Source organism: Kordia periserrulae, assembly GCF_003054265.1.
Classification (GTDB): Bacteria; Bacteroidota; Bacteroidia; order Flavobacteriales; family Flavobacteriaceae; genus Kordia; species Kordia periserrulae.
In genome coordinates this window covers 242864-269255 of the sequence record NZ_QBKT01000004.1, presented here as the reverse complement: position 1 = coordinate 269255, position 26392 = coordinate 242864, and the positions used below count along the sequence as shown (strand labels likewise).

The following is a 26392-nucleotide window of genomic DNA, read 5'->3' as shown; positions in this document are numbered from 1 at the left end:
TCATGAAACAACTAAAAACATATAGCTTTTTAATGCTACTCATTATGATTACAGCTTGCAACGAAAAAGAAGAAAAGAAAACGTTGAAACAGTTGGAAGCAGCTGTGTTTGAAACTTCCGAAAGCGGAAACAAACTCACAAAACGTGAAACATTCAATATGCCACAAGATACTACAGTAAACGTAAGTTCGATTGTATTGAATCCTGAAAAACAATACCAAACAATCACTGGATTTGGCGGCGCGTTTACAGAATCTTCTGCATATCTATTAAACAAATTAAGTAAAGAAAACAGAGAAAAAATTATAAAAGCATACTTTGATAAAGACCATGCCAATTATTCACTCACGCGAACGCACATGAATTCGTGCGATTTCTCACTGACAAATTATTCCTATACGCCAGTGCCTGATGATGTGAATTTAGAGCATTTCTCTATTGAAGAAGACCGAGACGACCTGATTCCGATGATAAAAGATGCGATGGCAGCTTCGCAAGATGGTTTCAAAATATTTGCGTCACCGTGGACAGCAGCTCCTTGGATGAAAGACAACAATCATTGGGTTGGAGGAAAATTACTCAAAAAATACTATGATACGTGGGCACTATTTTTCTCAAAATATGCAGACGCTTACAAATCAGAAGGTATTGATATTTGGGGATTCACGGTAGAAAACGAGCCACACGGAAACGGAAACAACTGGGAAAGCATGCACTTTACGCCAGAAGAAATGACCGATTTCGTTCAAAATCACCTAGGACCAAAACTTGAAAAAGACGGAAAAGGCGATTTAATCATTTTAGGATACGATCAAAATCGAGCTGGACTCAAAGAATGGGTGGATGTAATGTACAAAGACGAAGCTTCCTCAAAATACTATGACGGAACTGCGATTCACTGGTATGAAAGCACCTATAAAATCTTTGCAGAAGACTTGCAATACGCACACAACAAAGCGCCAAACAAATACCTAATAGAAACTGAAGGTTGTATTGATGCGGAAGTTCCTGTATGGCAAGATGATGCTTGGTACTGGAAAAAAGAAGCAACCGATTGGGGTTGGGATTGGGCAAAAGAAGAAGAAAAATACTTGCATCCAAAATACGCACCTGTCAATCGCTATGCGCGTGACATCATTGGCTGTTTAAACAACTGGGTAGATGGTTGGGTAGACTGGAATATGGTGTTGGACAAGCAAGGCGGCCCAAACTGGTTTAAAAACTGGTGTATTGCGCCAATCATTGTCGATCCTGAAACCGATGAAGTCTACATGACGCCATTGTATTATGTCATGGTTCACTTTAGCAAATACATTCGCCCTGAGGCAAAAATTATAGATGCACAACATACAGACAAAGAATTAATGGTAACTGCCGCAAAAAATCCTGATGGAAGCATTGCAGTAGTCATATTTAATGAGGGAAAAACGGAGAAGCACTTTTCACTTCACCTAGGTGAAACAGCTAAAAACATTTCCATCAATCCTCAAGCCATTCAAACCATTGTTATAACCAACTAAAATTACCAATATGTCAAAAATTATAACTGCTAGAAAAGACAAAGTCCCTTTCGTTCAGAAAATCTCATTCGGTTCTGGTCACTTTGTTTTAAACATTCTTCCAGGAACTCTGGGTGTTTTTATTCAATACTTTTTATTAACTGCATTTGGAATGGATCCATTCTTAGCAGGATTATTGGGTGGATTGCCTAGAATATTTGATGCCTTAACAGATCCTATCATGGGATTCATTTCTGATAATACAAAATCTAAATGGGGAAGAAGAAGACCATACATCTTTTTCGGAGCCATCTTTAGTGGATTGATGTTTATCTTAATGTGGCAAATTGATGAAAATGATACTGAAATGTATAATTTTTGGTATATCATGATACTTCAAATTATTTTCTTAATTGGAAATACCATATTTGCAACTCCTTTAATTGGTTTAGGATATGAAATGACATCAGACTATAAAGAACGCACGCGATTAATGGCATTCTCAAACACTATGGGACAATTTGCTTGGATGATTGTTCCTTGGTTATACTTCATAATTCCAGACGAAACACTTTTTACTACGCAAGCAGAAGGAGTTCGCTTCATGGCTATTGTGGTTGGTTTAATATGTATTGTATTTGGAATCATTCCTGCAATATTTTGTAGAGGAATTGATGCTGAAAATATGGAGAATCGTAAGGAAATCAATATGAAAACCTTGTCTTCTAACCTCAAAGATTTATTTATTGGGATTAAGCAAATTACAAGGAATAAACCTTTTATGAAGTTATGTGGAGCAACATTCTTAGTATTCAACGGATTTCAAATGGTAGCAGCTTTTAGTGTATATATTATTGTATTTTATATGTACGGAGGAAGCTATGAAGCTGCTGGCACTTGGCCTGCTTGGTTTAATACCGTAAATGCTATAGCAACAGCTTTTCTAATCATTCCAATTATATCTTGGATGGCAAACAAATTAGGAAAACGTAAAGCTTTTTTAATTTCAACGTTTATCTCAATTATCGGCTACATCTTAAAATGGTGGGCTTTTGATATTGACAATCCATACTTAGTATTTATGCCAATTCCACTAATGGCATTTGGATTAGGAGGGTTATTTACACTAATGATGTCCATGACAGCTGATGTATGTGATTTGGATGAATTGGAGAATGGAATGCCACGTAAAGAAGGAACGTTTGGTGCCATTTATTGGTGGATGGTAAAACTAGGACAAGCTATTGCATTAATTTTAGGGGGCTTAGTGTTAAAATTAATTGGCTTTGATGGTGAATTACCAACACAAACAGCGGAAACTTTACATCAATTACGAATAGCCGATATAACCATACCTGCGGTAACTGCTGCATTAGCAATGATTGTAATGTGGAAATACAGTCTTACCGAAAGTAGAGCTATGGAAATAAAAGAAGAGCTCGTAGAACGAAGAGGAGAACTATAAAAAACCTATTATAAATCAGAATAAAATTTAAAAATGTCATACAGAGAGGAAGATTATCACTTATACGGCGGAATTAATTTCACCGAACATTCCGGAATAGACTTTAGCAAATATTCTTCGGAAGATTTAAAGAAACTTTGGAGAGCAACCCTCAAAAAAGGCATGCACGGTATTTGCTTTAGTATGTACGAAGACGGGCAAGAACCAGGCGATATTATCAGTGAAGCTCAAGTAGAACGACGCATCAAAATTTTAAAACCCTATTCAAAATGGGTACGTTCGTTTTCTTGTATTGAAGGAAATGAACACATTCCTCGTTATGCAAAAAAACACGGTATGAAAACACTCGTAGGAGCTTGGCTTGGCGATGACAAAGAGGATAATGAAAAAGAAATTGAAGCGCTAATTCAACTTGCTAAAGAAGGAGTTGTGGATATTGCAGCGGTTGGAAATGAAGTATTATATCGAAATGACTTAACGTTAGAAGAACTGCTAGATTACATCCGAAGAGTAAAAGAAGCTTTGCCTGAAGGAATTCCAGTAGGATATGTAGATGCATATTATGAATTCTCTGTACATCCTGAATTGGTTGAAGTGAGTGACGTTATTCTGGCCAATTGTTATCCGTATTGGGAAGGTTGTCACATCGATGGTTCATTGGCACACATGCAACAAATGTACGGACAAGCATCGCACGCGGCAAAAGGAAAAAAAGTCATCATCACCGAAACTGGTTGGCCAAGTGAAGGCGGAAGTCTGCGAGGAGCAGAATCATCGGAAACCAATGCCATGAAATATTTTATAAATACTCAGGTTTGGGCAGAAAAAGCCAATATCGAAAGTTTCTATTTTTCATCATTTGATGAATCGTGGAAAACAGGCGATGAAGGCGATGTTGGTGCCTATTGGGGATTGTGGGATAAACATGAAAAACTCAAATTTTAAATAAAAACAATGTCTCTACGTAAAGAAAAATTCTTTTCACTAGCAGCTTTAGAATTCGAAGGACATTCCTACGAAGAGCTAAAAGTGCTATGGCGCAAAACACTCCAAGCAGGGATGCATGGTATGTGTTTTAGTCCTTATGTAGAAGGGCAAGAGCCAGGAGATACATTATCGGAACAACAAGTAAGACGCCGTTTGGAAATCATCAAACCGTATACCAATTGGGTGCGTTCATTTTCTTGCACGGAAGGCAATGAATTAATTCCTGAAATCGCAAAAGAAATGGGGATGAAAACGCTTGTGGGTGCTTGGTTGGGAGACAATCCTGAAATAAACGAAGCTGAAATTGAAGGGTTAATCAATCTTGCAAAAAAAGGCTGTGTAGACATTGCGGGCGTTGGAAATGAAGTCATGTATCGTGGTGATTTAACAGAAGAAGAATTATTACAATTCATTTACGACACAAAAAAAGAACTCAACGGAATTCCCGTAGGTTATGTAGATGCGTATTATGAATTCATAGAACGCCCGGAAATAACGGAAGCCTGTGATGTTATCCTAGCCAATTGTTATCCGTTTTGGGAAGGTTGCGATCAAGATTATTCGTTGTTGTACGTAAAAGATATGTATAACAGAGCATTGCGTGCAGCAAACGGGAAGAAGGTCATTATTACAGAAACAGGATGGCCAAACAACGGAACGAGTCTGGAAGGCGCGTATCCGTCTAATACAAATGCAATTAAATATTTTATAAACACTCAAAGATGGGCCCAAGAAGAAGGCATCGAAATCTTTTATTTTTCCTCTTTTGACGAATCGTGGAAAGTCGGAAGTGAAGGCGACGTTGGCGCGTATTGGGGACTTTGGGACAAACATGAACAATTAAAATTTTAAACAAACTAGTATATTATGAAGAAAATTACATTTTTGTGCTTGTTATTGATGACCTCACTAGCATTTGCACAACCAACAACAAATCCTGCAGCACCAACAAATGCTGCTGTGGATGTGATTTCTGTGTATGGTGATACCTACACGAATATCGCAACAAACTATGACCCTAACTGGGGACAATCGGGTCACATGCAAGTAAACCCTAACTATGACCCAGGAACAGGACAGTTTTTATTAGCGTACCCTAACTTTAATTACCAAGGTACAGAAGTAACAACTACGGATGCTTCACAAATGGAGTTTTTACACATTGACATTTGGACATCTGCAAGTCCAGGAGCTACAGACATCCAAGTGAGTCCAATTAACAATGGCTCTGGTGTAGGAGAAACGTTAGTTTCTATCGCTTATACCTCTGGTACATGGACAAGCGTTGATATTCCAAAATCTGCTTTTACAGGAATGACATGGGATAGTGTTTTTCAAATGAAATTTGCAGCTAATGGACCAGGAAGTACGGTGCCAGTAGACATTTACTTAGATAATGTATACTTTTGGAAAAACCCAACGGCACCTGGCTCTGATGCTACATTGAGCGACTTGCAAATAGACGGATCAACAATATCAGGATTTGGTTCAGGAGTTTTCAATTACACAGTTGGACTAGCGCCAGGCACTACAATGCCACCTCAAATTACAAGTGTTACAACTACAGATCCTGCGGCTACTACAAACATTACACAAGCACCAGCAGTACCTGGAGATGCAACAGTTGTAGTAACTTCTCAAAATGGTATGGTAATGGAAACATATACAGTATCTTTTGAAATTAGTGGTCCAGCAACAGGAGCACCACAACCACCAAACAGACCAGCAGCAGATGTCGTTTCTATCTATAGTGATGCATATCCTAATATAACTGTAAATACGTATGATGCAGGTTGGTGTGGAGCAGCAATTACTGAAGTACAAATAGGTGGTAATAATACATTCAAAAAGAATTCAGGTATTCCTTGTCAAGGAATTGATTTTTCTACAAACCGACAAAACTTAACAGACTTTACATATATACACTTTGATTTCTACACAGATGATGTGGATTTAACAGGAGATGTATTTAATGTAAAATTAGTTGATTTTGCTGGCGGCGGAGGAGAAGCTTCTGCACTTGAAGTAAATATTAATACAGGAACAACACCAGCGATAGTTGCAGGAACTTGGGTTTCCGTTGATATTGATATCACTTCTTTAGGAGGTGTGGTAGCAGGTAGTCTTACAAGAAGTGACATTGCTCAAATAGGAATTACAACAGCTAATTTGACAAATGTTTGGTATGATAATATTTACCTTCACAAAAACACGGTATTGAGTACGGAAGAATTTAATACGTCTTCATTCAAAACCTATCCAAACCCAACAAATGATGCATGGAATGTGGTAACTGACGATACCGTAATCAATACCATTGCAGTATATGACATTTCTGGAAGACAAGTACTGACAATGGAGCCAAAAGCGACACGTGCTACCATTGATGGAACATCTCTACAAGGAGGAATCTATTTTGCCAGCATTAGTACTGATAAAGGAACAAGTAGTGTGAAACTAGTTAAAAACTAAATCATATTTCTTTTAAGTAAACCAAAGTGAGTTTGTTGTAAAGCAAACTCACTTTTATATAAAAAATAAAGTAATATATTTGATACTATAATTAATCTTTAAACTTAAAACCCTATAAAGTATGAAGAAACTTTACTTTTTTATTGCAGTATTAATTAGTTACGCAAGTGTAGCACAAAATGATGTTACCTTTAGTGTTGACATGAGTAGCTATGGAGGTTCATTCACCACGGTATATGTAAGTGGAGAATTGAATGGTTGGAGTGGAGATTCCAATCCTATGACGGATATGGGCGGCGGAATATGGTCTACGACTATTAATCTTGCTGCTGGCGAATACCAATACAAGTTTACAATTGATAACTGGACAGACCAAGAAAATTTTACTGCAGGCGATGCTTGTACAGTAACTGATGGCGGATTCGTAAACAGAATTGTAGAAGTAAACGGAGCCATGACATTAGATACACCAACATTCAGCGTGTGTTATGATGATGGAAATCCAGGACCACACGATACTACATTCAATGTAGATATGAGTGGATACGGCGGTTCGTTTACTACAGTATATATCAGTGGACAATTCAACGGTTGGGACGGATTATCCAATCCTATGACAGATATGGGCGGCGGAATGTGGTCTGTAACACTTCCTCTTCCAGAAGCATATACAGAATTTAAGTTTCAAGTAGATAACTGGACCGACCAAGAGAATTTTGTAGATGGAGACGCAGGAACGGTAACCAACGGCGGATTCACAAACCGATACATCAACGTTACGGGACAACAGTCTAGAAACTATGTTTGGTCAACGGAAGGAAGTACGTTAAGCACGGAAGAATTTACGCCAGCTTCGTTCAAAACCTATCCAAATCCAACAAACAATTCGTGGAATATTGTCACAGACAATGTAATTATCAATACCATAGAAGTGTTTGATATTTCGGGAAGACAAGTTTTAACCTCTTCTCCAAAAACATCACAAACTTCTATTGATGGCACAGGATTGCAAAACGGAATTTACTTTGCAAAAATTAGTACTGATAACGGCGCAAGTAGTGTCAAATTAGTAAAAAACTAATTGTACAAAACTATAAAAGTGTGTTTATGAAAATAGACACACTTTTTTTAACTTATTGAAGTTGCAAGATTGTAACACAGTTCGAATCAAATAACAAACAACCTATGAAAAACGTAGTTTCTTTAAAATCACTAGCAAAAGAATTAAATATCTCAGTTTCTACGGTGTCAAAATCGTTAAATGATAGTGAGGAAATCAGCGAACAAACGAAAGAGCGTGTAAAAAATCTTGCCAAACTTCGAGGGTATTCTCCAAATCCTATTGCGGTGCGTTTGCAAAAGCAAAAAACCATGCAAATAGGAGTCATTCTGCCAAATATTGAAAATCCTTTCTTTGCTTCTGTATTAAAAGGAATTGACGAATTGGTAAGTTCGTCCAAATACAATATCATTACGTTTTTTAGCAATGAAAGTCTGGAAAAAGAAAAAGAATGTTTGGACTTTTTCTCCAAAGGAAATGTAGACGGAATTCTCATCTGTATCGCAGAAGAAACCAACAAAAAGAAAACATTTGACCATATTATAGACATCAAGCAAAAAGGAATTCCGCTCGCATTATTCGATCGTATTCCAATGCAACCACTCGGATTTGATGCAGTACAGGTAAACGACTACGAAAGTATTGTCAGTGCTTACAAATACTTAGAAAGCAATAAGTGTCAAAACATTGCTTTTGTATCGTCCATTCCAACTCTTATTGTAGGTAGGTCAAGAGAAGAAGGCTATTTATCGCAAACTAACAATCCAACAGTGATTGCGTTTGAAGATTTGGAAGAATTAAAAATCACCTTAGAGAACACAATCAAACAAGGTGAAATTGATGGCTTTATCGCCGCAGATATCAATGCAACCTTGTTATGCAATGCAGTACTTCAAAAACAAGGATTTACGCCGGGGAAAGAAGTTTCGTTAATTGGCTATGTAAATGCCGTTCAAAACGATTTAAGCTACCCAAAAATATCGTACATAGACCAACATCCGCAAGAAATTGGCAAGCAAACGGCGAAAATATTATTGCTCCGACTCGAATCAAAATTAGAAGACATTCCTGTGAGCGATATCGTGCTCAATACCACCATTACCATTGGTGATACCAGTCGTTAACATTGAAAAAGAACATTTTGTAGTCTACTGTTTTTAGACAATCCTATAAAATCTTGATCATCGAATGATGGTTGGGTTAATTTATGATGAAATCTGCTGACAAATAACATTTTATACAGCGATTATTGTACTTTTGCCAAAACATCATGTAGAATAATGAAAAAACTATTTCCCTTATTCGTATTGTTATTGGTTTCTCAACTTGCTATAAGTCAAGTTGTTATTAACGAAATTGACTGTGATACGCCAGGAACCGATACAGGAGAATTTATTGAACTCAAATCTGATACGCCCAACTTTCCACTTGATGGCTATGTATTGGTACTTTTTAATGGTTCTACTTCTGGAAACGACAGTAGTTATTTTGCGTTAGATTTGGATGGACAAACCACAGATGTCAACGGTTTATTATTGATTGGAAGTAACACAGTTTCGCCTGTACCGCAGCTTATCATTGGTGCCAATGTAATTCAAAATGGAGCGGATGCTGTGGCGATTTATCAAGCAAGCGGATTCGATTTCCCGCAAGGAACACAAGCTACAACTACAAATCTTATTGATGCAATTGTATATGACACAGGAGAAGCGGATGATGTCGGATTGTTAACGCTACTTGGTTTGACAGAACAAATCAGTGAAGGCGGAAACAACAATACAAACTCTATTCAGCGCAACGAAACAGACGGAACGTATTACACGGCAACACCAACACCGCGACAATTGAATGACGGAAGCGGAATTGTTCTTAACGGAATTGCCATCAACGTAGCTAATAATCAATATACAGAAGGCGAAACGTTCACAATAGAATTTACTACAGAAATGCCAGTATCGTCTAACTTGGACATTACGTTTACGCTTGACAATGGTACCTTTGATGCTGCCGATTATACAGGAACAACCACAGTAACGATTCCAACAGGACAAAGTTCCATCACTACAAACATTACGCTTGTAGATGATACACTAGACGAAGGCGATGAAGAACTTATTATAGATTTAATAGATAACTTTTCAGTAGAATACATCATTTTAAATGATGAGGTGTTAATTCGTGCGGTGGATGATGACTTTACGGTGGCACCATTCGGAACGCCTTTAAATCCTACGTTTGGTGTAGTAACAAGTACAGCTCCAACTGGATATTACGATACGATGGATGGTTTAGCAGATGCAAATTTACGAGACGCTATGCAAGCCATTATTGCCGATCCTGCTGTGGTAAGAGCGCAAACTTATGCCGATGTATATGATATTCTGCGCGAAGCAGATCAAAATCCAGCAAATAGCAATCAAGTATGGCTGGTATATACAGAGCAGGGAAGAGCCAAACTCGATGTACAATCGGGTTCTAACAATACAGGAACTTGGAACAGAGAACACACCTTTCCACGTTCATTAGCTGGTTATAATAGCATTGAAGCAGATGATGTTGCCGATGGAAGAGATGTTTTTTGGGTAACCAGAGCCGATTCGTTGCGACATGGAAACTCTGACGGACATGCCTTGCGTGCTGCAGACGGACCTGAAAACAGTTCGAGAGGGAATCAACATTACGGACAATATACAGGACCTACAGGAACTGCGGGAAGCTTTCGAGGCGATGTAGCACGAAGTGTTTTTTTCTTAGCGGTTCGTTACAACGGATTGTCTGTGGAAAATGGCTTTCCTGCTACTACAGGACAAATTGGGGATTTGGCAACCTTGTTAGACTGGCACCGAAACGATCCGCCAGATGATTTTGAAATGAATCGTAACAATGTCGTGTATACGTGGCAATTCAATAGAAATCCGTTTATCGATCATCCTGAATTGGTAGAGCATCTTTGGGGAAATCAAATAGGCGTGGCGTGGCAACAACCGTTATCTACGGAAGAATTTACGGCAGAAACTATCAAACTCTATCCGAATCCAGCAAAAAATCACATTACAATCGCAGGAATTCAACAAGAAGCATCTATCGAAATCTTTTCGGTTGATGGACGAAAACTGCAAACAAGTCAATTCTCGGGAACGACACAAATACCGTTACAGCTACAAAGTGGTATGTATGTAGCGAAAATTACTGTCGATGAGAAAACTGTGACAAAAAAGATTATTATTCAGTAATTTTTATAGTCTGAGTTGCAAACTCAGATTAGCCAAGATTTCTAAAAAATCTAACAATCTAAAAATCTAAGCGTCTAAAGAACAAGTCTAAAAAATCACTTCGTTCCATAGGCTAAATCGCCTGCGTCACCCAATCCAGGTACTATATATCCGCGAGCGTTCAGTTGGTCATCTACGGCGGCAATCCATAAATGTGTGTGTGATGGAAAGTTATTTTTGACATAAGCTACACCTTCAGCAGCACCCAAAACGGAAATGATATGGAGCTGTTTTGGCGTACCTTTTTCCAACAACATATCATATACACTTTTCATGGTTCTTCCTGTGGCTAACATTGGATCCACGAGCAACAAGGTTTTTCCTTCAAGAGAAGGTGATGCCATATAATTCACCACAATTTCAAAATCATCGCCGTCGTCAATATGGTCGCGATAGGCTGAAACAAAGGCATTTTCAGCATGGTCAAAATAATTTAAAATTCCTTGATGCAAAGGCAAACCTGCTCGGAGAATGGAGCAAATAACGACGTCTTTTTTCGGCGTTATGATTTCCTTGCTTCCTAGAGGAGTCGTTACAGTTTCGGTAGTATTTTCAAGCGTTTTGCTGCATTCATAACTTAAAATTTCACCAATACGCTCAATATTTCTGCGGAAGCGCATCGAATCTTTCTGAATGGTAACATCGCGCAGTTCACTGATAAATTGATTGAGTAAAGATGATTGAGAAGTAAAATCGTGAATGGTCATACTACAGTTATTTAATGCGATAAAGATAGTATTTTCTTAAATTAATGTCACGTTAGAATCAGGTACTTTTTAGTATATTCGCTCAAAATAAAAAACATGTTACAAGGAGTTTTATTTGATATGGACGGCGTTATTGTGGATACAGAACCACTGCATCACAAAGCATATCACCAAATGTTTGATGAAGTAGGTATTGAGGTGTCTCCTGAATTATATCAATCGTTTACAGGACAATCGACCATCAATATTTGCAAGCGTTTGTGTGACCTTTTTGATTTAAAACAAACTCCTGAAAGTTTAATGTACACAAAACGCAACAACTTTAAACAGTTGTTCGCAAACGATTCTAGCTTGCAACTCATTGACGGCGTGTTGGATATTATTAAAGAATATCATGAAAATGAGCTAAAATTGGTATTGGCTTCTTCCGCTTCTATGATGACGATTGACAATGTGTTTGAGCGTTTTAATTTGAATCAATACTTTATTGCCAAATTTAGTGGTGCTGATTTGAAACAATCCAAACCGCATCCTGAAATCTTTGAAAAAGCAGCGTTTGCAACAGGTTACAAGCGTGAAAATTGTATGGTGATAGAAGATTCTACCAACGGAATCAAAGCGGCAAATGCAGCGGGAATTTTTTGTGTAGGGTATGACAGTAAGCATTCCAAAAATCAGGATTATAGTATTGCCAATATGGTCATTTCAGATTTTAAAGAAATTCAACACGATAAAATTCAAAAGGTTTTTCGTCGAAAAACCTAAGTCTAGTGTTATATTAATTGTTTAGATTTAGTTTTTAGTATGTACATCATCGTCTGTGTACGGAATTTGATCTTTACCAACAGAAAATAGGACATAATCTTTTCCATCATTAATACGCTCGTAAATCAGTGGGTTTTTCCAACCATCCATAGTTCTATATTCATAACAATCCAAATTATATGGATATTCATTTGTAGCAGCTTTTTCAAGCTCTAAAAACTTTGAAATCCAATGCAATCTGTTAGTTGTAGCACGATTTATTTTCATAGAAGTGTACGAAGTGTAGAAAACAATAGTGATCAAAAAGAACACAGCAATGGCAGTAAAAGAAACTAATTTTTGAAATGTTACTATGCTTATCATTTACTAACGCACTTATATGTTTAATACATATTAATATATTTAATCAGCATTAAATATAAGTAAAATATTATAAATATGTAAGAAAATTATTTTATAAGCATCATTTTCTTCTGAATGAGAAATAATTATAGAATCATCTTAAAAATCAAAAGCATTTAAACTTGAAGTCCAATTCCGATTGAATATATGGTATTCCCGTAAATACTTCAGAATCAGTTTTTATATATTAAGTTTTTAATCTAAAAATTTCATATCATGAAAAAAAGAAACCTAAAAAGCTTAAAAGTTAGAAAATCTATTATTTCAAATTTCAAAAAAGAAAAAATTAAAGGTGGCGACACTGATAATAGTTGGCAATTGACACATTGTTGCAATGTTCAAAAGCATTAAAAAGTAGAAAAAGCGAGTTGAAAAACTCGCTTTTTTTTATACAAATTATAGAAACTTCGAATCATTCATCATCCAATCATCCACTTAAATTTTAATCAAACTTTACTTCACTAAAGTTTGTTAGCAGTACAAATTGTACGTAATTTTGCATTTCTTTTAAAATAAAATTGTGATTAAGGATATATTGATAACGATGATGTGGAGCATTTCGCCATTAGGAGAAGCCAAAGTTGGCATTCCTATCGGGTTGCAATCCGAAGTGAATCCATATCTGATTTTTGTAGCCGCATTTGTGGCGAATGTATTGGTATTTCCTGTGATGATTTTCTTCTTAGACCACGTAAATCGTTACTTTTTGCGTTGGCGTTCGTATAAAAAAGGCGCTATTTTCGTGGCTCGCAGAGCTAAAAAAGGTGCCAAAGATAAAATTCAGAAATACGGTTTTTGGGGTTTAATGATTTTCGTGATGATTCCTATTCCAGGAACAGGTGTGTATGCTGGTACCATTGCTACGTATTTGTTCAATATTGAACGTAAGCAAGCCTTTGCCGCCAATACCATTGGTATCTTTTTCTCTTCCGTAATTGTTTGGGTAACGTTTATGTTTTTTAAGTAATATTTACAAAAACAAACTCGTAATACTCAGTACAACCAACGAAAGCAAACCAATAACAAAAATGACAATCATTTTGTTAGTGGCTTTTTCTTTTTCCTGTTGTGTTGCTTTGGAAAATACTTGATAACTTTTCTCATAACGCTTTTTTGAACCAAAAAGTAGCATCACAATTACATAAATAATCGCCACAATTGGAATCGCTACAACTTTACTCATGGCTTTTCCCATACTTCTTCCAAACATGCGCCGTAAAGGTCTAAAAACATCATCCAAAATATCTTCATTAATAAAATTTAAAACCATCACAAGTAAAAAAAGGTAAATGATAATAACAGCAGTTAATAGGAGATTTCCATAAAATCGCCCTTTATTCACATCGTAGCCTTTCTTTTTTAATTCCGCGTATTGTCCGCCGTACAGCGCATCTATAATATTCATGGTGGTAAAGTTTGTGTTAAATTAAAAATAAAATAATAGGACGACAAATTCGTAGTGGTTTTTAAAAGTCTTGCAAACAATTAATTGTATCTTTTTTTAAAATTTTTGTCACATTGGAAAATGTGCTACGTCTTTAAGAATGTATAACAATTACCAAAACCAAAAAAAGCGAACCAAAAAGTATGTCTCAAATTGAGCTCATCGAACAGTGTAAACGAAATGACAGGAAAGCACAACTGCATCTGTACAGGCAGTATTGTGAAGGAATGTTTGTGGTTGCCTCTCGATTTTTGAAACATACGCCAGATGCCGAAGATGCCATGCAAGAAGCATTCGTCAACGCATTTCAAAAAATTGATCAATACAACGCGGAAGTAAGTTTTGGAGCTTGGTTAAAAAAGATTGTCATCAATAAAAGTCTAGACAAATTACGCACTAAACAACAATACTATTTGAGCATTGACGAAGCACAATTGGAAGTTGTTGCCGACGAAGATAATTGGCAAACAAGTGATGAAACTACGTTAGAAGAAGTGAAAACTGAAATTGAAAAACTACCCGATAAATACAGAGTCGTCGTGATTTTATTTTTGTTGGAAGGATATGATCATCAAGAAATTTCAGAAATATTAGACATTTCAACCACAGCATCACGCACACAATTATTACGAGGAAAAAAGAAGTTACAACAAGCATTACAAAAGAGAAATCATGGCACAGGATATTAAAGATTTGTTGAAAAAAGAACCATTGCACATTCAAAAAGGATTGTCAGACGGACATGAAGCTCGTTTTTTAGAACGCTTAGATGCTGCATTGCCAACTGAAGAAAAAGTAGAAAAGAAGCGCTCGTTTGCGTTTTACAAAATTGCGGCAGCAGTGATTCTATTAACTAGTTTGAGTATTTTGGTGTATCAACAACTCTCAAATACTCCTTTTAATTCGAATACAGAATTGACAAATGCAGAAGATACTGCGAAAAACACCAAACCTTCTCTAAAAAGCTTGGGCGATATTTCTCCCGATTTAAAAAAGATTGAAGATTACTATGTGGCAAGTATCAATTACGAACTGACGCAAGTAGAAGTCTCTGAAATCGGGAAGCAATTGTTTGATAGTTATATGCAAAAACTCGCGCAGCTTAATGAAGAACATAAAGTATTGCAACAGGAGTTAACCGATATTGGACCAAACGAGCAAACCATCAACGCGATGATTGACAATCTACAATTTAGACTGAAATTGTTATACCAATTAAAGGAAAAATTAAACGAACTAAAAAAATCAGAAAACGATGCATAACGCAAAACTAACAGCAAGTTTATTGATGATGTTATTTATCATCAGTCTTGGCTATTCACAATCAAAAACACGAACAAAGAAAGAAGTTTTTACGGTAAATAAAGACGTGACACTTGAAATTAACACGTCTCATGCCGATGTAGAATTTGATACTTGGAATAAAGATAAAATAGAAATTACCGCAACAATTGAAGTAGAAGATGCTACCGAAGCTGAAATTGACGAATACTTTAAAAACTGGAATTTTAAAGCGATTGGAAACAGTGAAAAAGTAACCGTGACCTCTAAAGGTGGACATAGTTTGTTTGGAAATACGGGACAATTCGTGTTAGCAGATCCTATTGTGATAGAAAAAGAATTTCCAGTTATTGTTGAAGTTCCAGAAATTGCAGCGTTTCCAGAAGCAGTTCAAATTATTGAAGTGCCTGATTTTCCAGAAACCCTTCTCGAATCGATGGAAGGCATCAAGTTTGATTACGAAGCGTTTGCCAAAGATGGAGAAGCGTATATGAAAAAATGGAAAGAGCAATGGAAATCGGGCTTTGACGAGAAAAAATTCAAAGAAAGCATGGAGCAATGGCAAGAAAAATTTGAAGAACAACAAGAGAAACGTGAGAAAGTTTTAGAAGAATTTTACAAAAAGCATGCTGGAAAACAAAAAGAATTAGCAGAAAAGAAAGAAAAAATATTGGAACAATTAGAAAAATCTAAAGCGTTGAAATTACGCGGAAAAGCAATGTTGCAACATGCTGATAAGGACAATATTTTTATCATGTCTTCAGGTGGAAAACATTTAAAAGTTAAGAAGAAAATCAACATTAAAATGCCTAAAAAAGCAAAGTTAAAACTCAATGTGCGTCATGGAGAAGTTACAATTGCTTCGGTGGGAGAAAATATGGATGCAAAGCTGTCTCACGCAGCTTTGTACGCCAATGTTATTGAAGGTGCAAATACGACGATAGAAACGTCGTATGCACCTATTCATGTTACCAAATGGAATGATGGCGCTTTAAAGGTAAATTTTGTGGAAAATGTAGATTTACAGTCGGTTGCAAAAATTAATTTGATGTCAAATTCGTCCAAAGTAAGTGTTGGAACGCTAGGAGAGAAGGGAATTATTAGTGGAACTTTTGGCAATTTGCTGATTCACAATATTGGTGAAAATTTTCAGACATTAGACATTATTTTAGAGAATACCGATGCGCGAATTCAATTGCCTGCTGCTGCGTTTAAATTGTACTATATAGGTTCAAACTCTAGTATTGCATATCCGGAAACGGTAAACGGAACAAAGAACAAAACGCAATTCAACACGATTGTTCGCGGCTATCAAAAAAGTAGCAACTCTGGAAGCGAAATCAACATCAACGCTAAGTATAGTGATGTGACTTTGCATAAAAAATCGTAGTTTCAGTTATCAGTTATCAGTTATCAGTTATCAGTTATCAGTTATCAGTTATCAGTTATGAGTGAAGAGTTTATAAAAGATTAATTCAACATTCAAAACTTAACATTCAAAATCATTTAGAAGTTGAAAAGTTTATGAGTTTAGATGTTTAAAAGTTCACCTAAAACCCAACACCTAACACCCAAAACCTAAAAATCAAGGTAAATAAATCTTATTCTTAATGGCATAAATCACCAAGCCGATTCTATTCTTCACATCTAGTTTTTCAAACAGCGCATCACGGTAGCCATCAATGGTTTTTGGACTCAAACACATTTGATCGGCAATTTCTTTATAGGTCATTTCCGTGCACACCAATTTCATAAATTCGATTTCGTTGTCTTTCAAGCGCAAGCCAGAACCTTTTTTTCCATTCAGTGAACCAATCAAAATATTCGTCACGTGTTTTGAATGATAAAAACCGTTGGTAATGACTTCGTTCAGTGCCATTTCCAACACACTTTTTTCTACATCTTTCATCAAATATCCTTTCGCACCTGCGCGTAGCATTTGAATAATGGTACGTTCGTCTTCTTCAATGGAAAGACCAATAACGTCAATATCAGGAAAATGTTCTGCCAACCAAAGCGTAGTTTCAATACCGTTCATCATGGGCATGTTGATGTCCATTAAGACAATATCGGGCACTTTGGTTCTTTTTTGTTCCAAGTGTGTGATGAGTTCTTTTCCATTTTTACATAAATAGCTTACTTTAAAACGGTCAAACGAATCGACCAAACCGCCAATGGCTTGTGATAGTAATACATGATCTTCTACGATGACAACTGAATACGTTTTCAAAATGGTGTTTTTTTATGGTTGCTATGAGCTTTTTTATTGTTAGCTTTTATTTTCTTTTTAGTTTATAAGTTTAGGTGTTTAGAAGTTTATCAAATTCAGATTACACTAATCCCTAATCCCCAAAACCTAATGCCTAACTAAAGGTAATGAATAATCGTTAGTTGTGTTCCTTTTTCTATGACGGATTCGAGTTCAATTTCGGCGCCTATCAATTTTCCTCTACTTTTCATGTTTTGCAATCCGATGCCTTTATTAGGTGTTTCGAGCGATTTGTCAAAGCCTTTTCCATTATCGGTGGCTGTAATCGTCAGTTTTTCGTCGGTATAGTTGAGCGTAACTTCTAACTTAGAGGCTTTTGCATGTTTAATCGTATTTGAAAAGAACTCTTGTAAGATACGAAACAGAATGATTTCTGCTTTATCATCAATCAATTTTTCTTCACCTGCTACCGAGAGCGTTGCTTCGATAAAGTTCAATCGATTAAAACGCGCGACTTCCAAACTCAAGGCTTCGGGAAGCATGATATTTTTCAGCGCATCCGGATTGATGAGTTTCGACAACGCACGTAATTCGGTTAAACTCTTTGAAATTGTTTCGCTAACGCCAGAAATATCCTCGCTACTTCCTGACAATTGATGCAATTGTATTTTGGCAAGCGTTAACAACTGCCCGATGTTATCATGCAATTCCCAGCTGATATTGCGCAGGGTTTGCTCTCTAATTTCAATCTGTGTTTCGGCAATTGCGTTTTCAAACTCCCGTTGTGCTTGTTGTTTTTCGGTCAAGAGATTATTCTTTCGCTTGATGAATACCAAGAAAAGTGCGATGATTACTATAACTAATAAAATGAAAATCAGAGTTATTGCAATTACTCTGATTCCTTCATCTTGTGACTCCATATAAAACCTATTATATAGCAAATATTTAATATAATTATTAATGCTCTAGATAATACATTTACAGTATCAATTGATTCAGCAAAATACTCTAAAGTAATAATCCATGGTATTATTCCTATATTAAAAAGTAAAACTCCTACGCTTATCCAAAACAGTAGATTTCTTGTTATATTTAAAATCTTTTCAGAATTCAAAACTTCAATGAAATAGAAAATTACTGAAATAATTAAAAATGAAGAACCAATTATGAAAGGATATGTAACCAATTCTATTTCATAATCCTCGAAAAAAATTCCATTAAAAATGAAAATTAAAATATATGAGTATATGAAATAAAATATAATTCTACGGTGTAGTTTATTATTTATAAAATGTCGATAAATAGAAAATAGAAAAGGAAAATTTATTAATAAATATAAATTAAAAATAATTAAATTATATTCTCCTAAAATTTCTGCTAAATACCTTCCTAAGAGCTCATTAAAAGCAATATACCACAAGAATATTAAAAAATACTTTAAATACGTTTCTTTATATTTATAGAAATAAATGCTACCAACTATGGCAGCAATTATTTCTATCCATAATGATAAATTTTCTATTCTTAATGATGTTACGCTATCAAAGAAAGTCATTTTATATTAATTAATTTCTAGGAGGTGGTGGACTAACCTCTCCTAAATTGAAAGATAAACTTGTTCCGTCATCTCCACTTTTAGCATCACCTGATTTTTGAACCATCGTTTCTCTAGTTTCGTCTTTATTGCCTAAGTTATTATTTGCCATAAAAGCACGCTCTTCAGGATTGTATTGGTCTATCAACAAACGTCCAATAATTTTATATTTTCCAATGAGCGGATCGTTTGTGCTTGTTGGCTTGATATAAAACGGTAAATTTTTCATGTTGGAATGTTTTTCACTCAGTTTGGTATCAATAGTCGGTGTAAAGAAAACCGTTTGTTGGTTTGGATAGTCACTATTATTTGCATCATACGCTCCAAAATACACACGAACTCCTGAAATTGGCGGATTATTTGGGTTTTTCATTTGTACAGCTTCCAAATACTGCATGTACTGCTTCATTCTGTCGTATTCAAACCATACAAATTGGGTGTCTAAAAAATTGTCGCCCATTGCATTATTGATAGCCGTATAATGTTCTCCTACGTAGGTTTCATGTAAGGCAATAGCTTGGTTGGTAGAAATAATTCCTGCGGGAGCTTCCGTAGTTGACGTTGGTGGACATTCAGGGCAATTGGTTGGTTTGTCACAGTAATATTCTTTACAAATAAAGAATCCAATCGCTGCTCCTAAAAGTAGCGGAACAATGGCAAGTGCAGTTTTTTTCATAAGGTTGTAGTTTTAGTCTTTTTTAATTTTGTTAAAATTAGCCAAACTTTTGAGAAAAAAAATGCAAAAACAAAAATTGGGTGTTTTTCCCTTATATAAAAAGTGATTAAAAAAAATTATGTAAGAAAAAGATTATTTATCTTAAAAAGATAACAGGAAGAGAGTTTCTTGAAGAATAAAGTTTAATCAGGTAGGAATGGAGGAGTGTATTAATTGTTTTTAGGTGGTGGTGAAATTTCACCTAGATTAAAAGCTAAACTTTCATCAGTATCATCTTCTGAGCTTGTATCTTTAACAATAAAGTCATTTTGTAGATACTCTTGTAAAAGTGTTCCCTTAAAGTTGATAATCGTTTTATTTTCTGTATTGGCAGCTAGGAAAATTGTTTGCGCATTGGATTTCAATTCCAATTCAGCATTGGTGTCATAAACGCCATAAAAAACGTTAATACCCGTAATTCCAAGCTCATATTGGCTTGATTTCTTTGTCACATACGTCAAATATTCTTCAATTTCTTCCAACGAATACCAAACGGCTTTGGTGTAATAATCTTTTTTAACAGTTGCTTTAAAAGGTTCAATGTATTGATTTTGATACTGATTGAAAAGTATAGCCGCTTCATTAAAAGAAATAAATCCATCAGTTGAAAGCACTAAATTTTCGTCATTTGCTGAATGATTTTTAAGTGAAATATAATCGTCAATATGCTTAAACGTCACAAATTCATCATTCTCAATCGTAAAGGATTCTTGATAATCCAACGTAGCATTTCTCGTGGAAGGCATCAAAAATACGGTTCGTTCTCCATGTTGTGTCGCACCAAAAACAAAACTGACACCTGTAATCGGAATATTTTTGGTGTTGGCAATTGTTTCAATATGATTAATGTAATTTTTAAGTGTATTCAATTCAAAATACATCGATTTTTGGCTTAGCGTGGTAGTTGCTTTTCCAATTTTTGATAATCTGGTTTCGTGGTCGTTTGTAAGCAGTGTGGCAGCTTTTGTATTAGAAATAATTTTTTCAGGTATTTCTATAGAAGAAAGCTGTTCTTCGGTGTTTGGGTCATGTAGCTTACAGCTTGGGAAAAATGCAATACACACTAGTCCCAAAGAAAGCAATGACATCATTTTTTTCTTCATGGTGTTTAGTTTACGATATTAATTTATTGAATTAAGATGCTGCTTGGCAGCAAGAATACAATCTACAACTTGAGCAATCTTGGTGGGATTTCCCAAAGTGGTTTTCATTAATAGTCGCGACATGAAATGTAATTACACCATCTAAAGTAGTAAAAATGCGACATCGTTTTCGTGAAGTTGTGTAGATGTCCGTTTTTGATGTATGAATGTCATATTTCTTAATAGAATGTTAAAACCGATAACAAAAAAAGGGTATCGGTTTTAACAACTATATTAAATTAATCCGGGCAAATATAACGCCTTCCATTCTCATCATAACAGTAGTGTGGAGGAGGAGGCGAAAGTTGTCCTTCATTAAACGTCAAACTCTCATTCGATTCTTCTGCATCTGCTTTCAGAAGAAATTCATCTTGCGTCAAAATCTGTAATGACTTTTTAGCAGTATTGACAATAGTCTGTTTATTGGTGCTAGCGGCTAAGAAAACGGTTTGTGCATTTGATTTTAATTCCAAACTAGCATCATTGTCATACACACCAAAAAAGACGTCCACACCTGTAATCGCTAGGTTATATTGCATAGATTTCTTCTGTAAAAATGAAATATACTGTTTGAATTCCTCTAACGAATACCAAACTGCTTTGGTGTAATAGTCTTTAGTTACTTTCTTTGCAAATGGTTGAATATACTGCGTTTGATAGTTATTAAATAATACCGTTGCTTCATTAAATGAAATAAAACCATTTGGCCAAAGAATCAAGTTTTCATCATTTTGAGAACTGTTTTGTGGTTGTAAGGATGGATCTACATGCTTAAAAGTTAGAAACTGTCCATTTTCAATGGTAAATGATTCTTGATAATCCAATTCCGCATTTCGGGTAGACGGCATTAAAAATACAGTTCGTTGTCCGTTTTTATCTGCACCAAACACAAAACTAGCGCCTGTAATCGGAATATTTTTAGAAGTTGCCAATGTTTCTAAGCGATTAATGTAGTTTTCTAAAGTAGTCAAGTCAAAATGTATAGCTTTGTCTTCAAAACGCGTATTTTTCTTGCCAATTTGTTCCAAACGCGTTTGTTGATCGTTTTGAAATAACTTCGCTGCTTGCGCATTGGAAATGATTTTTGCAGGTGTTTCTAAAGCAGTTTGTAATTGTTCTTCTTCTGCTTGGTTGTTAGATTCACAACTTAGGAAAAATGTAGCACATACCATTCCTAAAGAAGCGAATGTGAGCATTCTTTTCTTCATGAGTTTTTATAATTTGATTTGTTAAACTAAAAAAACGCGTTTTTTGTATGTAATTACATTTTAAATGTAAGAATAATAATTAAATGTAGTTGCGATTATTTTGTAAGCGTAATGTTTTTTTTATGAGCGTAAACAATTGATACTATCGTAAACTAAAAACCGACAACAAAAGTCATCGGTTTTTATAATTCAGAATTCAGAATTGATAATTAATGCGCATTCTTCTTTAACAATTCTGGAAATTTCTTTTGAAAACGCTTTAATCTCGGAATGGAAACATTTCTAATATACGGATTGTTTGGGTTTCTAGCTTCGTAATCTTGATGATAGTCTTCTGCATCATAAAAAGCAGTGTATTTGGTCACTTCAGTAGTAATATCGCCGCTAAATACGTTGTCTTTTTTAAGTTGCGCAATATAATCGTCTACAATTTTCTTTTCCTTCGCATTTTTGTAAAAGATTGCCGAACGGTATTGTCTACCAGCGTCAGGACCTTGTCGGTTCAACGTTGTTGGATCATGCGAACCAAAAAATACTTTTACCAAGGTTTCATACGAAACTACTTTTGAATCATAATATACTTTTACAGCTTCCGCATGGTCTGTTCGTCCTGCACTTACCATTTGATAGTTAGCTGTTGCTGCTTTTCCACCAGCATAGCCTGAAACGACTTCTTTTACACCTTCAACACTTTCAAAAATAGCTTCCACACACCAAAAACAACCACTCGCAAAATACGCGGTTTCATAAGTTTCTAGTTGTGCCGGCGTAAATGTTTCTTTGTGGATATTTTTCTGAGTAACATTCGAATTACAACTTAATGTAAAAAACAAAATCGCGATTAACGATACATACATAGATTTCATAGCAATAAAATTAATTTTTAATTGAGTCGAAAGCGATTTCAAAACTTACAAATCAACTTCGCGACGTCTTCTTTTTCTTTTTACAAAGATACAAATTGGATGTTAGACTTTTTTTTAGACAATATTAGATGTGTTAGAGTGTTAGACTTTTTAGAAGATTTTTTTAGTTGACTATGTCACTCAAAATCAAAAAAACGATTGCCTTTCCGAAGAAAAACAATCGTTTTATGCGCAATTAACTAACTGGTTTTTTGATTGATGTGGAATAGTTAGTCCTTTGTAGTTAATTTTTTTGTCACGAAAAAGCCTGAAAATAAAGCAATTCCGCCCACAAAGAAAATCGTTCCTGGATAGGCTACTTCTTCTGGCAAACCTGCAGAGTTGTGTAGCATATATCCAATAAAAATTCCCAATCCGATGCCCATCGCCAATACGGCAAAATTTAATACAATAACTTTCCACGTGGGCGTTAATGATTTTTTAGAACTAAAGAAAATAGAAGCTTCCGCACCTTTTTCAATTAGTGCTAAACGTTCTTTATTTCTTGAAGAAATGTACAAATAATACATTCCGAAAATAACACCAAAAATAGCTGGTATAATAATTACTTCTGATCCCATAATGATTGTTTTTTTAAGAGTTTAGCTTTTGTATTTGCCCATTATGACGAACCCTTTTTGAATTCGGTTACAAAAAAGTTAGATTTTTTTTTAAAAGTTTATGAGTTTATCTGTTTAGAAGTTTACTCGATAATCGAGATTTATGATGCTTCGACGCTAGCGTTGAAATGTTTTAATAGTTTCTACTGAATGCTTCAAGGGCTTGCCCCGAAGTAGTTGACTTCTTTATCAGAGAGCGAATCGAATAAATCGACAAGGAACAAAACACGAAAAACAAAACACAAAGAATAAAAAAACAAAAAAAATCTGTAACCAAATTCTAAAATCAATCGTCTTAACACTAATGACACCAAACACTGACCAAGAATATATAGCACAAATTCGCGCTGGGAACGCAAATGCGTACGCTGCTCTTGTAACTAAATACAAGAATATGACGTTTACCTTGGCGCTGCGAATGGTTGGTAATAGGGAAGATGCAGAAGAAGTGGCGCAAGATACGTTTGTAAAAGCGTACAAAGCGTTGGACAGTTTTAAAGGAACGTCCAAATTTTCTACGTGGCTGTATCGTATTGTGTATAATACAAGTTTGGATTATATCAAAAAGCAGAAAAGAGTTGTATTGTCAGAACATATTGACGAAGTGAATGAAGCAGCTATCGGAAGCATGCAAAACGCGCTGACCTATATTGAAGAAAAAGAAAAAAAGGAAATGATAGAAAAAGCATTGTTGCAAGTACCCGAAGACGAACGTGTGTTGTTGACTTTGTTTTATTTTGAAGAACTATCGCTCAAAGAAATCACTGAAATTGTTAACCTATCGTATGATAATGTAAAAATCAAGTTGCATCGCAGTCGAAAAAAACTATTTCATATTTTAAAAAATGTTGTAGAACCTATATATTTGAATCATGGAAGCAGAAAATAAAAAGTTAGACCAATTTACCAAAGAAGTCATGCAAGATGCTGGATTACAAGCACCTTCTACAGACTTTTTAGCCAATGTGATGGCAGAAGTTTCCAAAGAAAAAGTAGCTGTAAAAGTCTACAAACCGCTGATTTCTAAAGTGGGTTGGCTGACAATTGGTGCTTTATTTTTGATTTTTGCGTACGTATTGACAAATTTTTCTCTCGGATTTTCCATTTTTGGCGATTGGGATTTGTCGAGTTTATTGATGGAAAAGTATCGACTAAACGTAACAATTCCTTCAACTTATGCATATGCTTGTTTCTTTTTCTTAATTTTTGTGGTGATTCAAATTAAAATCTTCCAAAAACAACTAGATAAACGATTTCATAGTTGAAAGTTTGATAGTGAAAATTATGTTGCCAGTTTTCTAGATGAAACCCACATTTTTTCCGCAAAAGAAAAATAAATCGTCGCTAAAAAACTTGTGATAAAGTAAGTTGCCATCAACACGCTTCCGAACGAAAAATACGTGTTCAATCCGTACCAATCACTTGTAGAAACAAGCACAAAAAGTCCTAAAACTAGTTTAATACTTTCAAAAATAATGGTGTATTTGTAATGATCGAGTAGACTTGTGTAACTGTAAATTCCAACAAAAACAATCATTCCATACAACACCATCATGCCATAACCGTAGGATTTTAAAATAGTTCCGAAATTATAAAAGAGAAACAGCATCAAAACAATTGTAAAAATCAACTGAAAAGCGGACCAAATTTGCAATGATGTTGACGTTTTGGTGTTATATTTCTCAACCGCATACACATTTTCGATTATTTTCACAGGATATGTATCTCGCACATCTTTCGGTCGCCAACCTGTGGGCATAAACCAAATACGAAGTTTATCGTAATAACTTTTAGTGTGCCACGCATCTTGGATTAATCGCCATACATGTTGAAAATTGATCAAAATCGGATTCCAAGTCGCCGCAGGTTTTAACACGCCATACACAGGTGGAACTTCATCCAATTCTTCTTGAAACGTACCAAACATGCGATCCCACACACAAAAAACAGCCGCCAAATTCTTATCAATATATTCTGGATTAATGGCATGATGCACGCGATGTTGCGATGGTGTCACAATGATATATTCCAGAACACCCAATTTTCCAATATGTTTGGTATGATACCAAAACTGCGCAAACAGATGAATCGGCGTTAAAATGGCAATGATTTTATACGGAATGCCTAGCAAAGCCGCAGGAATCAACAACAACGGAAAATAACCCAAAATATTCGAAATGGACTGTCGCAACGCACACGCCAAGTTAAATTCCTCGCTACTATGATGAATGACATGTTGGTTCCAAAAAAAGTTGATTTTATGACTCAATCGGTGATTCCAATAACTGGCAAAATCGATGGCGAGAAAGGCTAGGAGATAGGTATACCAGGTTTCAGCAATTGAGAAAAGTGCCAAATGTTCCAGCAGAAAAGGATACGAAATTAAAATCACTGCCAAACCCAGTGAATCCTTCACAATACTCGTCAATCCTGAACTAATACTAGAAATCGTATCATTCACCGTATGTGTTTGATGCTTTACAAAATAGCCATACGCAATCTCCACGATAACTAAAATCGAAAAGAAAGGGATTGCATATAGTAGTGCATTGGCGTAGGCTTCCATCGCGCAAACAATTTTCTATAAAATTACATTTTTTTCTTAAAAAGGAATGCGTGCATGGTATTTTTAATGTATTAACTTG

General features: G+C 35.5%; 28 protein-coding genes. 16 read left to right on the top strand and 12 right to left on the bottom strand.

From position 1 onward, the window contains the following. The first annotated feature begins 2 nt into the window (after positions 1-2). From C8N46_RS10090 to C8N46_RS10060, 8 genes are all read left to right on the top strand, one after another. The gene (locus tag C8N46_RS10090) at positions 3-1520 is read left to right on the top strand and encodes a glycoside hydrolase family 30 protein (protein WP_245896809.1); all 1518 of its coding nucleotides are present in this window, start codon (positions 3-5) and stop codon (positions 1518-1520) included. Positions 1521-1530: 10 nt separating this feature from the next. Beyond that, positions 1531-2964, top strand: a complete 1434-nt coding sequence (locus C8N46_RS20895; RefSeq protein ID WP_245896807.1) for an MFS transporter — start codon at positions 1531-1533, stop codon at positions 2962-2964. Between the two features lie 33 nt (positions 2965-2997). Next, on the top strand, positions 2998-3909 hold the full coding sequence (locus C8N46_RS20890; RefSeq protein WP_245896805.1) for a glycoside hydrolase family 17 protein: 912 nt from the start codon (positions 2998-3000) through the stop codon (positions 3907-3909). A 9-nt stretch (positions 3910-3918) separates the two neighbouring features. Then, positions 3919-4803 (top strand): glycoside hydrolase family 17 protein, encoded by an 885-nt coding sequence (locus tag C8N46_RS10080; RefSeq protein ID WP_108114772.1) that lies wholly within the window; start codon positions 3919-3921, stop codon positions 4801-4803. Positions 4804-4818: 15 nt separating this feature from the next. Beyond that, positions 4819-6423: a T9SS type A sorting domain-containing protein gene (locus tag C8N46_RS10075; protein ID WP_108114771.1), complete on the top strand. Its 1605-nt coding sequence runs from the start codon at positions 4819-4821 to the stop codon at positions 6421-6423. A 121-nt stretch (positions 6424-6544) separates the two neighbouring features. Beyond that, complete coding sequence (locus C8N46_RS10070) at positions 6545-7504, top strand: glycogen-binding domain-containing protein (protein WP_108114770.1); 960 nt, start codon at positions 6545-6547, stop codon at positions 7502-7504. A 104-nt stretch (positions 7505-7608) separates the two neighbouring features. After that, on the top strand, positions 7609-8607 hold the full coding sequence (locus tag C8N46_RS10065) for a LacI family DNA-binding transcriptional regulator (protein ID WP_108114769.1): 999 nt from the start codon (positions 7609-7611) through the stop codon (positions 8605-8607). Positions 8608-8763: 156 nt separating this feature from the next. Next, positions 8764-10716, top strand: coding sequence for an endonuclease (locus C8N46_RS10060; protein WP_108114768.1), 1953 nt, complete (start codon positions 8764-8766; stop codon positions 10714-10716). Positions 10717-10811: 95 nt separating this feature from the next. Here C8N46_RS10060 and upp read toward each other — a convergent pair whose 3' ends face one another. Next, a complete protein-coding gene (upp, locus tag C8N46_RS10055; RefSeq protein WP_108114767.1) occupies positions 10812-11462 on the bottom strand; it encodes a uracil phosphoribosyltransferase in 651 nt (216 codons plus the stop codon). Between the two features lie 96 nt (positions 11463-11558). On the opposite strand from upp, the gene C8N46_RS10050 reads away from it, so the two are divergent. After that, a complete protein-coding gene (locus C8N46_RS10050) occupies positions 11559-12227 on the top strand; it encodes an HAD family hydrolase (protein WP_108114766.1) in 669 nt (222 codons plus the stop codon). 27 nt (positions 12228-12254) lie between these two features. On the opposite strand, the gene C8N46_RS10045 is transcribed toward C8N46_RS10050, so the two are convergent. Then, entirely contained in the window at positions 12255-12494 is a 240-nt protein-coding gene (locus tag C8N46_RS10045) for a hypothetical protein (RefSeq protein WP_108114765.1), read from the bottom strand. Positions 12495-12845: 351 nt separating this feature from the next. Here C8N46_RS10045 and C8N46_RS20955 point away from each other — a divergent pair, with 351 nt between their 5' ends. Next, positions 12846-12980, top strand: coding sequence for a hypothetical protein (locus tag C8N46_RS20955; protein WP_262498074.1), 135 nt, complete (start codon positions 12846-12848; stop codon positions 12978-12980). Positions 12981-13149: 169 nt separating this feature from the next. Next, positions 13150-13596, top strand: coding sequence for a COG2426 family protein (locus C8N46_RS10040; protein ID WP_108114764.1), 447 nt, complete (start codon positions 13150-13152; stop codon positions 13594-13596). A 3-nt stretch (positions 13597-13599) separates the two neighbouring features. Here the strand turns inward: C8N46_RS10040 and C8N46_RS10035 are convergent, their stop codons facing one another. Further along, a complete protein-coding gene (locus tag C8N46_RS10035) occupies positions 13600-14034 on the bottom strand; it encodes a hypothetical protein (RefSeq protein ID WP_108114763.1) in 435 nt (144 codons plus the stop codon). 182 nt (positions 14035-14216) lie between these two features. Between C8N46_RS10035 and C8N46_RS10030 the strand changes: the two genes are divergently transcribed. Genes C8N46_RS10030 through C8N46_RS10020 form a run of 3 tightly spaced genes read left to right on the top strand, consistent with a single transcriptional unit; the run spans position 14217 to position 16744 of the window. Further along, positions 14217-14762, top strand: a complete 546-nt coding sequence (locus C8N46_RS10030; RefSeq protein ID WP_108114762.1) for an RNA polymerase sigma factor — start codon at positions 14217-14219, stop codon at positions 14760-14762. Next, positions 14746-15336, top strand: coding sequence for a hypothetical protein (locus C8N46_RS10025; RefSeq protein WP_108114761.1), 591 nt, complete (start codon positions 14746-14748; stop codon positions 15334-15336). The genes C8N46_RS10030 and C8N46_RS10025 overlap by 17 nt, the downstream gene beginning before the upstream one ends. Further along, the gene (locus C8N46_RS10020; protein WP_108114760.1) at positions 15329-16744 is read left to right on the top strand and encodes a hypothetical protein; all 1416 of its coding nucleotides are present in this window, start codon (positions 15329-15331) and stop codon (positions 16742-16744) included. The genes C8N46_RS10025 and C8N46_RS10020 overlap by 8 nt, the downstream gene beginning before the upstream one ends. Before the next feature lie 195 nt (positions 16745-16939). Here C8N46_RS10020 and C8N46_RS10015 read toward each other — a convergent pair whose 3' ends face one another. The 8 genes from C8N46_RS10015 to C8N46_RS09980 all read right to left on the bottom strand — a co-directional run bounded on the left by C8N46_RS10015 (position 16940) and on the right by C8N46_RS09980 (position 23708). Beyond that, positions 16940-17584 carry a response regulator transcription factor gene (locus C8N46_RS10015; RefSeq protein WP_108114759.1) on the bottom strand — a complete coding sequence of 215 codons (645 nt, stop codon included), beginning with the start codon at positions 17582-17584 and terminating at the stop codon, positions 16940-16942. 137 nt (positions 17585-17721) lie between these two features. Next, on the bottom strand, positions 17722-18483 hold the full coding sequence (locus C8N46_RS10010; RefSeq protein ID WP_108114758.1) for a sensor histidine kinase: 762 nt from the start codon (positions 18481-18483) through the stop codon (positions 17722-17724). Then, positions 18453-19118, bottom strand: a complete 666-nt coding sequence (locus C8N46_RS10005; protein ID WP_108114757.1) for a hypothetical protein — start codon at positions 19116-19118, stop codon at positions 18453-18455. Before C8N46_RS10005 ends, C8N46_RS10010 begins: the two co-directional genes overlap by 31 nt. Positions 19119-19128: 10 nt before the next feature. Next, complete coding sequence (locus C8N46_RS10000; RefSeq protein WP_108114756.1) at positions 19129-19833, bottom strand: hypothetical protein; 705 nt, start codon at positions 19831-19833, stop codon at positions 19129-19131. Positions 19834-20042: 209 nt separating this feature from the next. After that, positions 20043-20975, bottom strand: coding sequence for a hypothetical protein (locus C8N46_RS09995; protein ID WP_108114755.1), 933 nt, complete (start codon positions 20973-20975; stop codon positions 20043-20045). Between the two features lie 278 nt (positions 20976-21253). Continuing rightward, positions 21254-22222: a hypothetical protein gene (locus tag C8N46_RS09990; RefSeq protein WP_108114754.1), complete on the bottom strand. Its 969-nt coding sequence runs from the start codon at positions 22220-22222 to the stop codon at positions 21254-21256. Positions 22223-22431: 209 nt separating this feature from the next. Continuing rightward, positions 22432-23088: a peptide-methionine (S)-S-oxide reductase MsrA gene (msrA, locus tag C8N46_RS09985; protein ID WP_108114753.1), complete on the bottom strand. Its 657-nt coding sequence runs from the start codon at positions 23086-23088 to the stop codon at positions 22432-22434. A gap of 269 nt (positions 23089-23357) precedes the next feature. Continuing rightward, the gene (locus C8N46_RS09980) at positions 23358-23708 is read right to left on the bottom strand and encodes a DUF6249 domain-containing protein (protein WP_108114752.1); all 351 of its coding nucleotides are present in this window, start codon (positions 23706-23708) and stop codon (positions 23358-23360) included. A 343-nt stretch (positions 23709-24051) separates the two neighbouring features. On the opposite strand from C8N46_RS09980, the gene C8N46_RS09975 reads away from it, so the two are divergent. After that, complete coding sequence (locus C8N46_RS09975; RefSeq protein ID WP_108114751.1) at positions 24052-24636, top strand: RNA polymerase sigma factor; 585 nt, start codon at positions 24052-24054, stop codon at positions 24634-24636. Then, positions 24620-25012 carry a hypothetical protein gene (locus tag C8N46_RS09970; protein WP_108114750.1) on the top strand — a complete coding sequence of 131 codons (393 nt, stop codon included), beginning with the start codon at positions 24620-24622 and terminating at the stop codon, positions 25010-25012. Before C8N46_RS09975 ends, C8N46_RS09970 begins: the two co-directional genes overlap by 17 nt. 17 nt (positions 25013-25029) lie before the next feature. Here C8N46_RS09970 and C8N46_RS09965 read toward each other — a convergent pair whose 3' ends face one another. Further along, a complete protein-coding gene (locus C8N46_RS09965) occupies positions 25030-26313 on the bottom strand; it encodes a sterol desaturase family protein (RefSeq protein WP_108114749.1) in 1284 nt (427 codons plus the stop codon). Between the last annotated feature and the right edge of the window lie 79 nt (positions 26314-26392).

What these genes read in the sequence shown, in the direction of transcription:
- C8N46_RS10090 (WP_245896809.1), top strand. Translation starts at nt 3, where the DNA reads ATGAAACAACTAAAAACATATAGCTTTTTAATGCTACTCATTATGATT.
- C8N46_RS20895 (WP_245896807.1), top strand. Translation starts at nt 1,531, where the DNA reads ATGTCAAAAATTATAACTGCTAGAAAAGACAAAGTCCCTTTCGTTCAG.
- C8N46_RS20890 (WP_245896805.1), top strand. Translation starts at nt 2,998, where the DNA reads ATGTCATACAGAGAGGAAGATTATCACTTATACGGCGGAATTAATTTC.
- C8N46_RS10080 (WP_108114772.1), top strand. Translation starts at nt 3,919, where the DNA reads ATGTCTCTACGTAAAGAAAAATTCTTTTCACTAGCAGCTTTAGAATTC.
- C8N46_RS10075 (WP_108114771.1), top strand. Translation starts at nt 4,819, where the DNA reads ATGAAGAAAATTACATTTTTGTGCTTGTTATTGATGACCTCACTAGCA.
- C8N46_RS10070 (WP_108114770.1), top strand. Translation starts at nt 6,545, where the DNA reads ATGAAGAAACTTTACTTTTTTATTGCAGTATTAATTAGTTACGCAAGT.
- C8N46_RS10065 (WP_108114769.1), top strand. Translation starts at nt 7,609, where the DNA reads ATGAAAAACGTAGTTTCTTTAAAATCACTAGCAAAAGAATTAAATATC.
- C8N46_RS10060 (WP_108114768.1), top strand. Translation starts at nt 8,764, where the DNA reads ATGAAAAAACTATTTCCCTTATTCGTATTGTTATTGGTTTCTCAACTT.
- upp (WP_108114767.1), bottom strand. Translation starts at nt 11,462, where the DNA reads ATGACCATTCACGATTTTACTTCTCAATCATCTTTACTCAATCAATTT.
- C8N46_RS10050 (WP_108114766.1), top strand. Translation starts at nt 11,559, where the DNA reads ATGTTACAAGGAGTTTTATTTGATATGGACGGCGTTATTGTGGATACA.
- C8N46_RS10045 (WP_108114765.1), bottom strand. Translation starts at nt 12,494, where the DNA reads ATGAAAATAAATCGTGCTACAACTAACAGATTGCATTGGATTTCAAAG.
- C8N46_RS20955 (WP_262498074.1), top strand. Translation starts at nt 12,846, where the DNA reads ATGAAAAAAAGAAACCTAAAAAGCTTAAAAGTTAGAAAATCTATTATT.
- C8N46_RS10035 (WP_108114763.1), bottom strand. Translation starts at nt 14,034, where the DNA reads ATGAATATTATAGATGCGCTGTACGGCGGACAATACGCGGAATTAAAA.
- C8N46_RS10030 (WP_108114762.1), top strand. Translation starts at nt 14,217, where the DNA reads ATGTCTCAAATTGAGCTCATCGAACAGTGTAAACGAAATGACAGGAAA.
- C8N46_RS10025 (WP_108114761.1), top strand. Translation starts at nt 14,746, where the DNA reads ATGGCACAGGATATTAAAGATTTGTTGAAAAAAGAACCATTGCACATT.
- C8N46_RS10020 (WP_108114760.1), top strand. Translation starts at nt 15,329, where the DNA reads ATGCATAACGCAAAACTAACAGCAAGTTTATTGATGATGTTATTTATC.
- C8N46_RS10010 (WP_108114758.1), bottom strand. Translation starts at nt 18,483, where the DNA reads ATGGAGTCACAAGATGAAGGAATCAGAGTAATTGCAATAACTCTGATT.
- C8N46_RS10005 (WP_108114757.1), bottom strand. Translation starts at nt 19,118, where the DNA reads ATGACTTTCTTTGATAGCGTAACATCATTAAGAATAGAAAATTTATCA.
- C8N46_RS10000 (WP_108114756.1), bottom strand. Translation starts at nt 19,833, where the DNA reads ATGAAAAAAACTGCACTTGCCATTGTTCCGCTACTTTTAGGAGCAGCG.
- C8N46_RS09995 (WP_108114755.1), bottom strand. Translation starts at nt 20,975, where the DNA reads ATGAAGAAAAAAATGATGTCATTGCTTTCTTTGGGACTAGTGTGTATT.
- C8N46_RS09990 (WP_108114754.1), bottom strand. Translation starts at nt 22,222, where the DNA reads ATGAAGAAAAGAATGCTCACATTCGCTTCTTTAGGAATGGTATGTGCT.
- msrA (WP_108114753.1), bottom strand. Translation starts at nt 23,088, where the DNA reads ATGAAATCTATGTATGTATCGTTAATCGCGATTTTGTTTTTTACATTA.
- C8N46_RS09980 (WP_108114752.1), bottom strand. Translation starts at nt 23,708, where the DNA reads ATGGGATCAGAAGTAATTATTATACCAGCTATTTTTGGTGTTATTTTC.
- C8N46_RS09975 (WP_108114751.1), top strand. Translation starts at nt 24,052, where the DNA reads ATGACACCAAACACTGACCAAGAATATATAGCACAAATTCGCGCTGGG.
- C8N46_RS09970 (WP_108114750.1), top strand. Translation starts at nt 24,620, where the DNA reads ATGGAAGCAGAAAATAAAAAGTTAGACCAATTTACCAAAGAAGTCATG.
- C8N46_RS09965 (WP_108114749.1), bottom strand. Translation starts at nt 26,313, where the DNA reads ATGGAAGCCTACGCCAATGCACTACTATATGCAATCCCTTTCTTTTCG.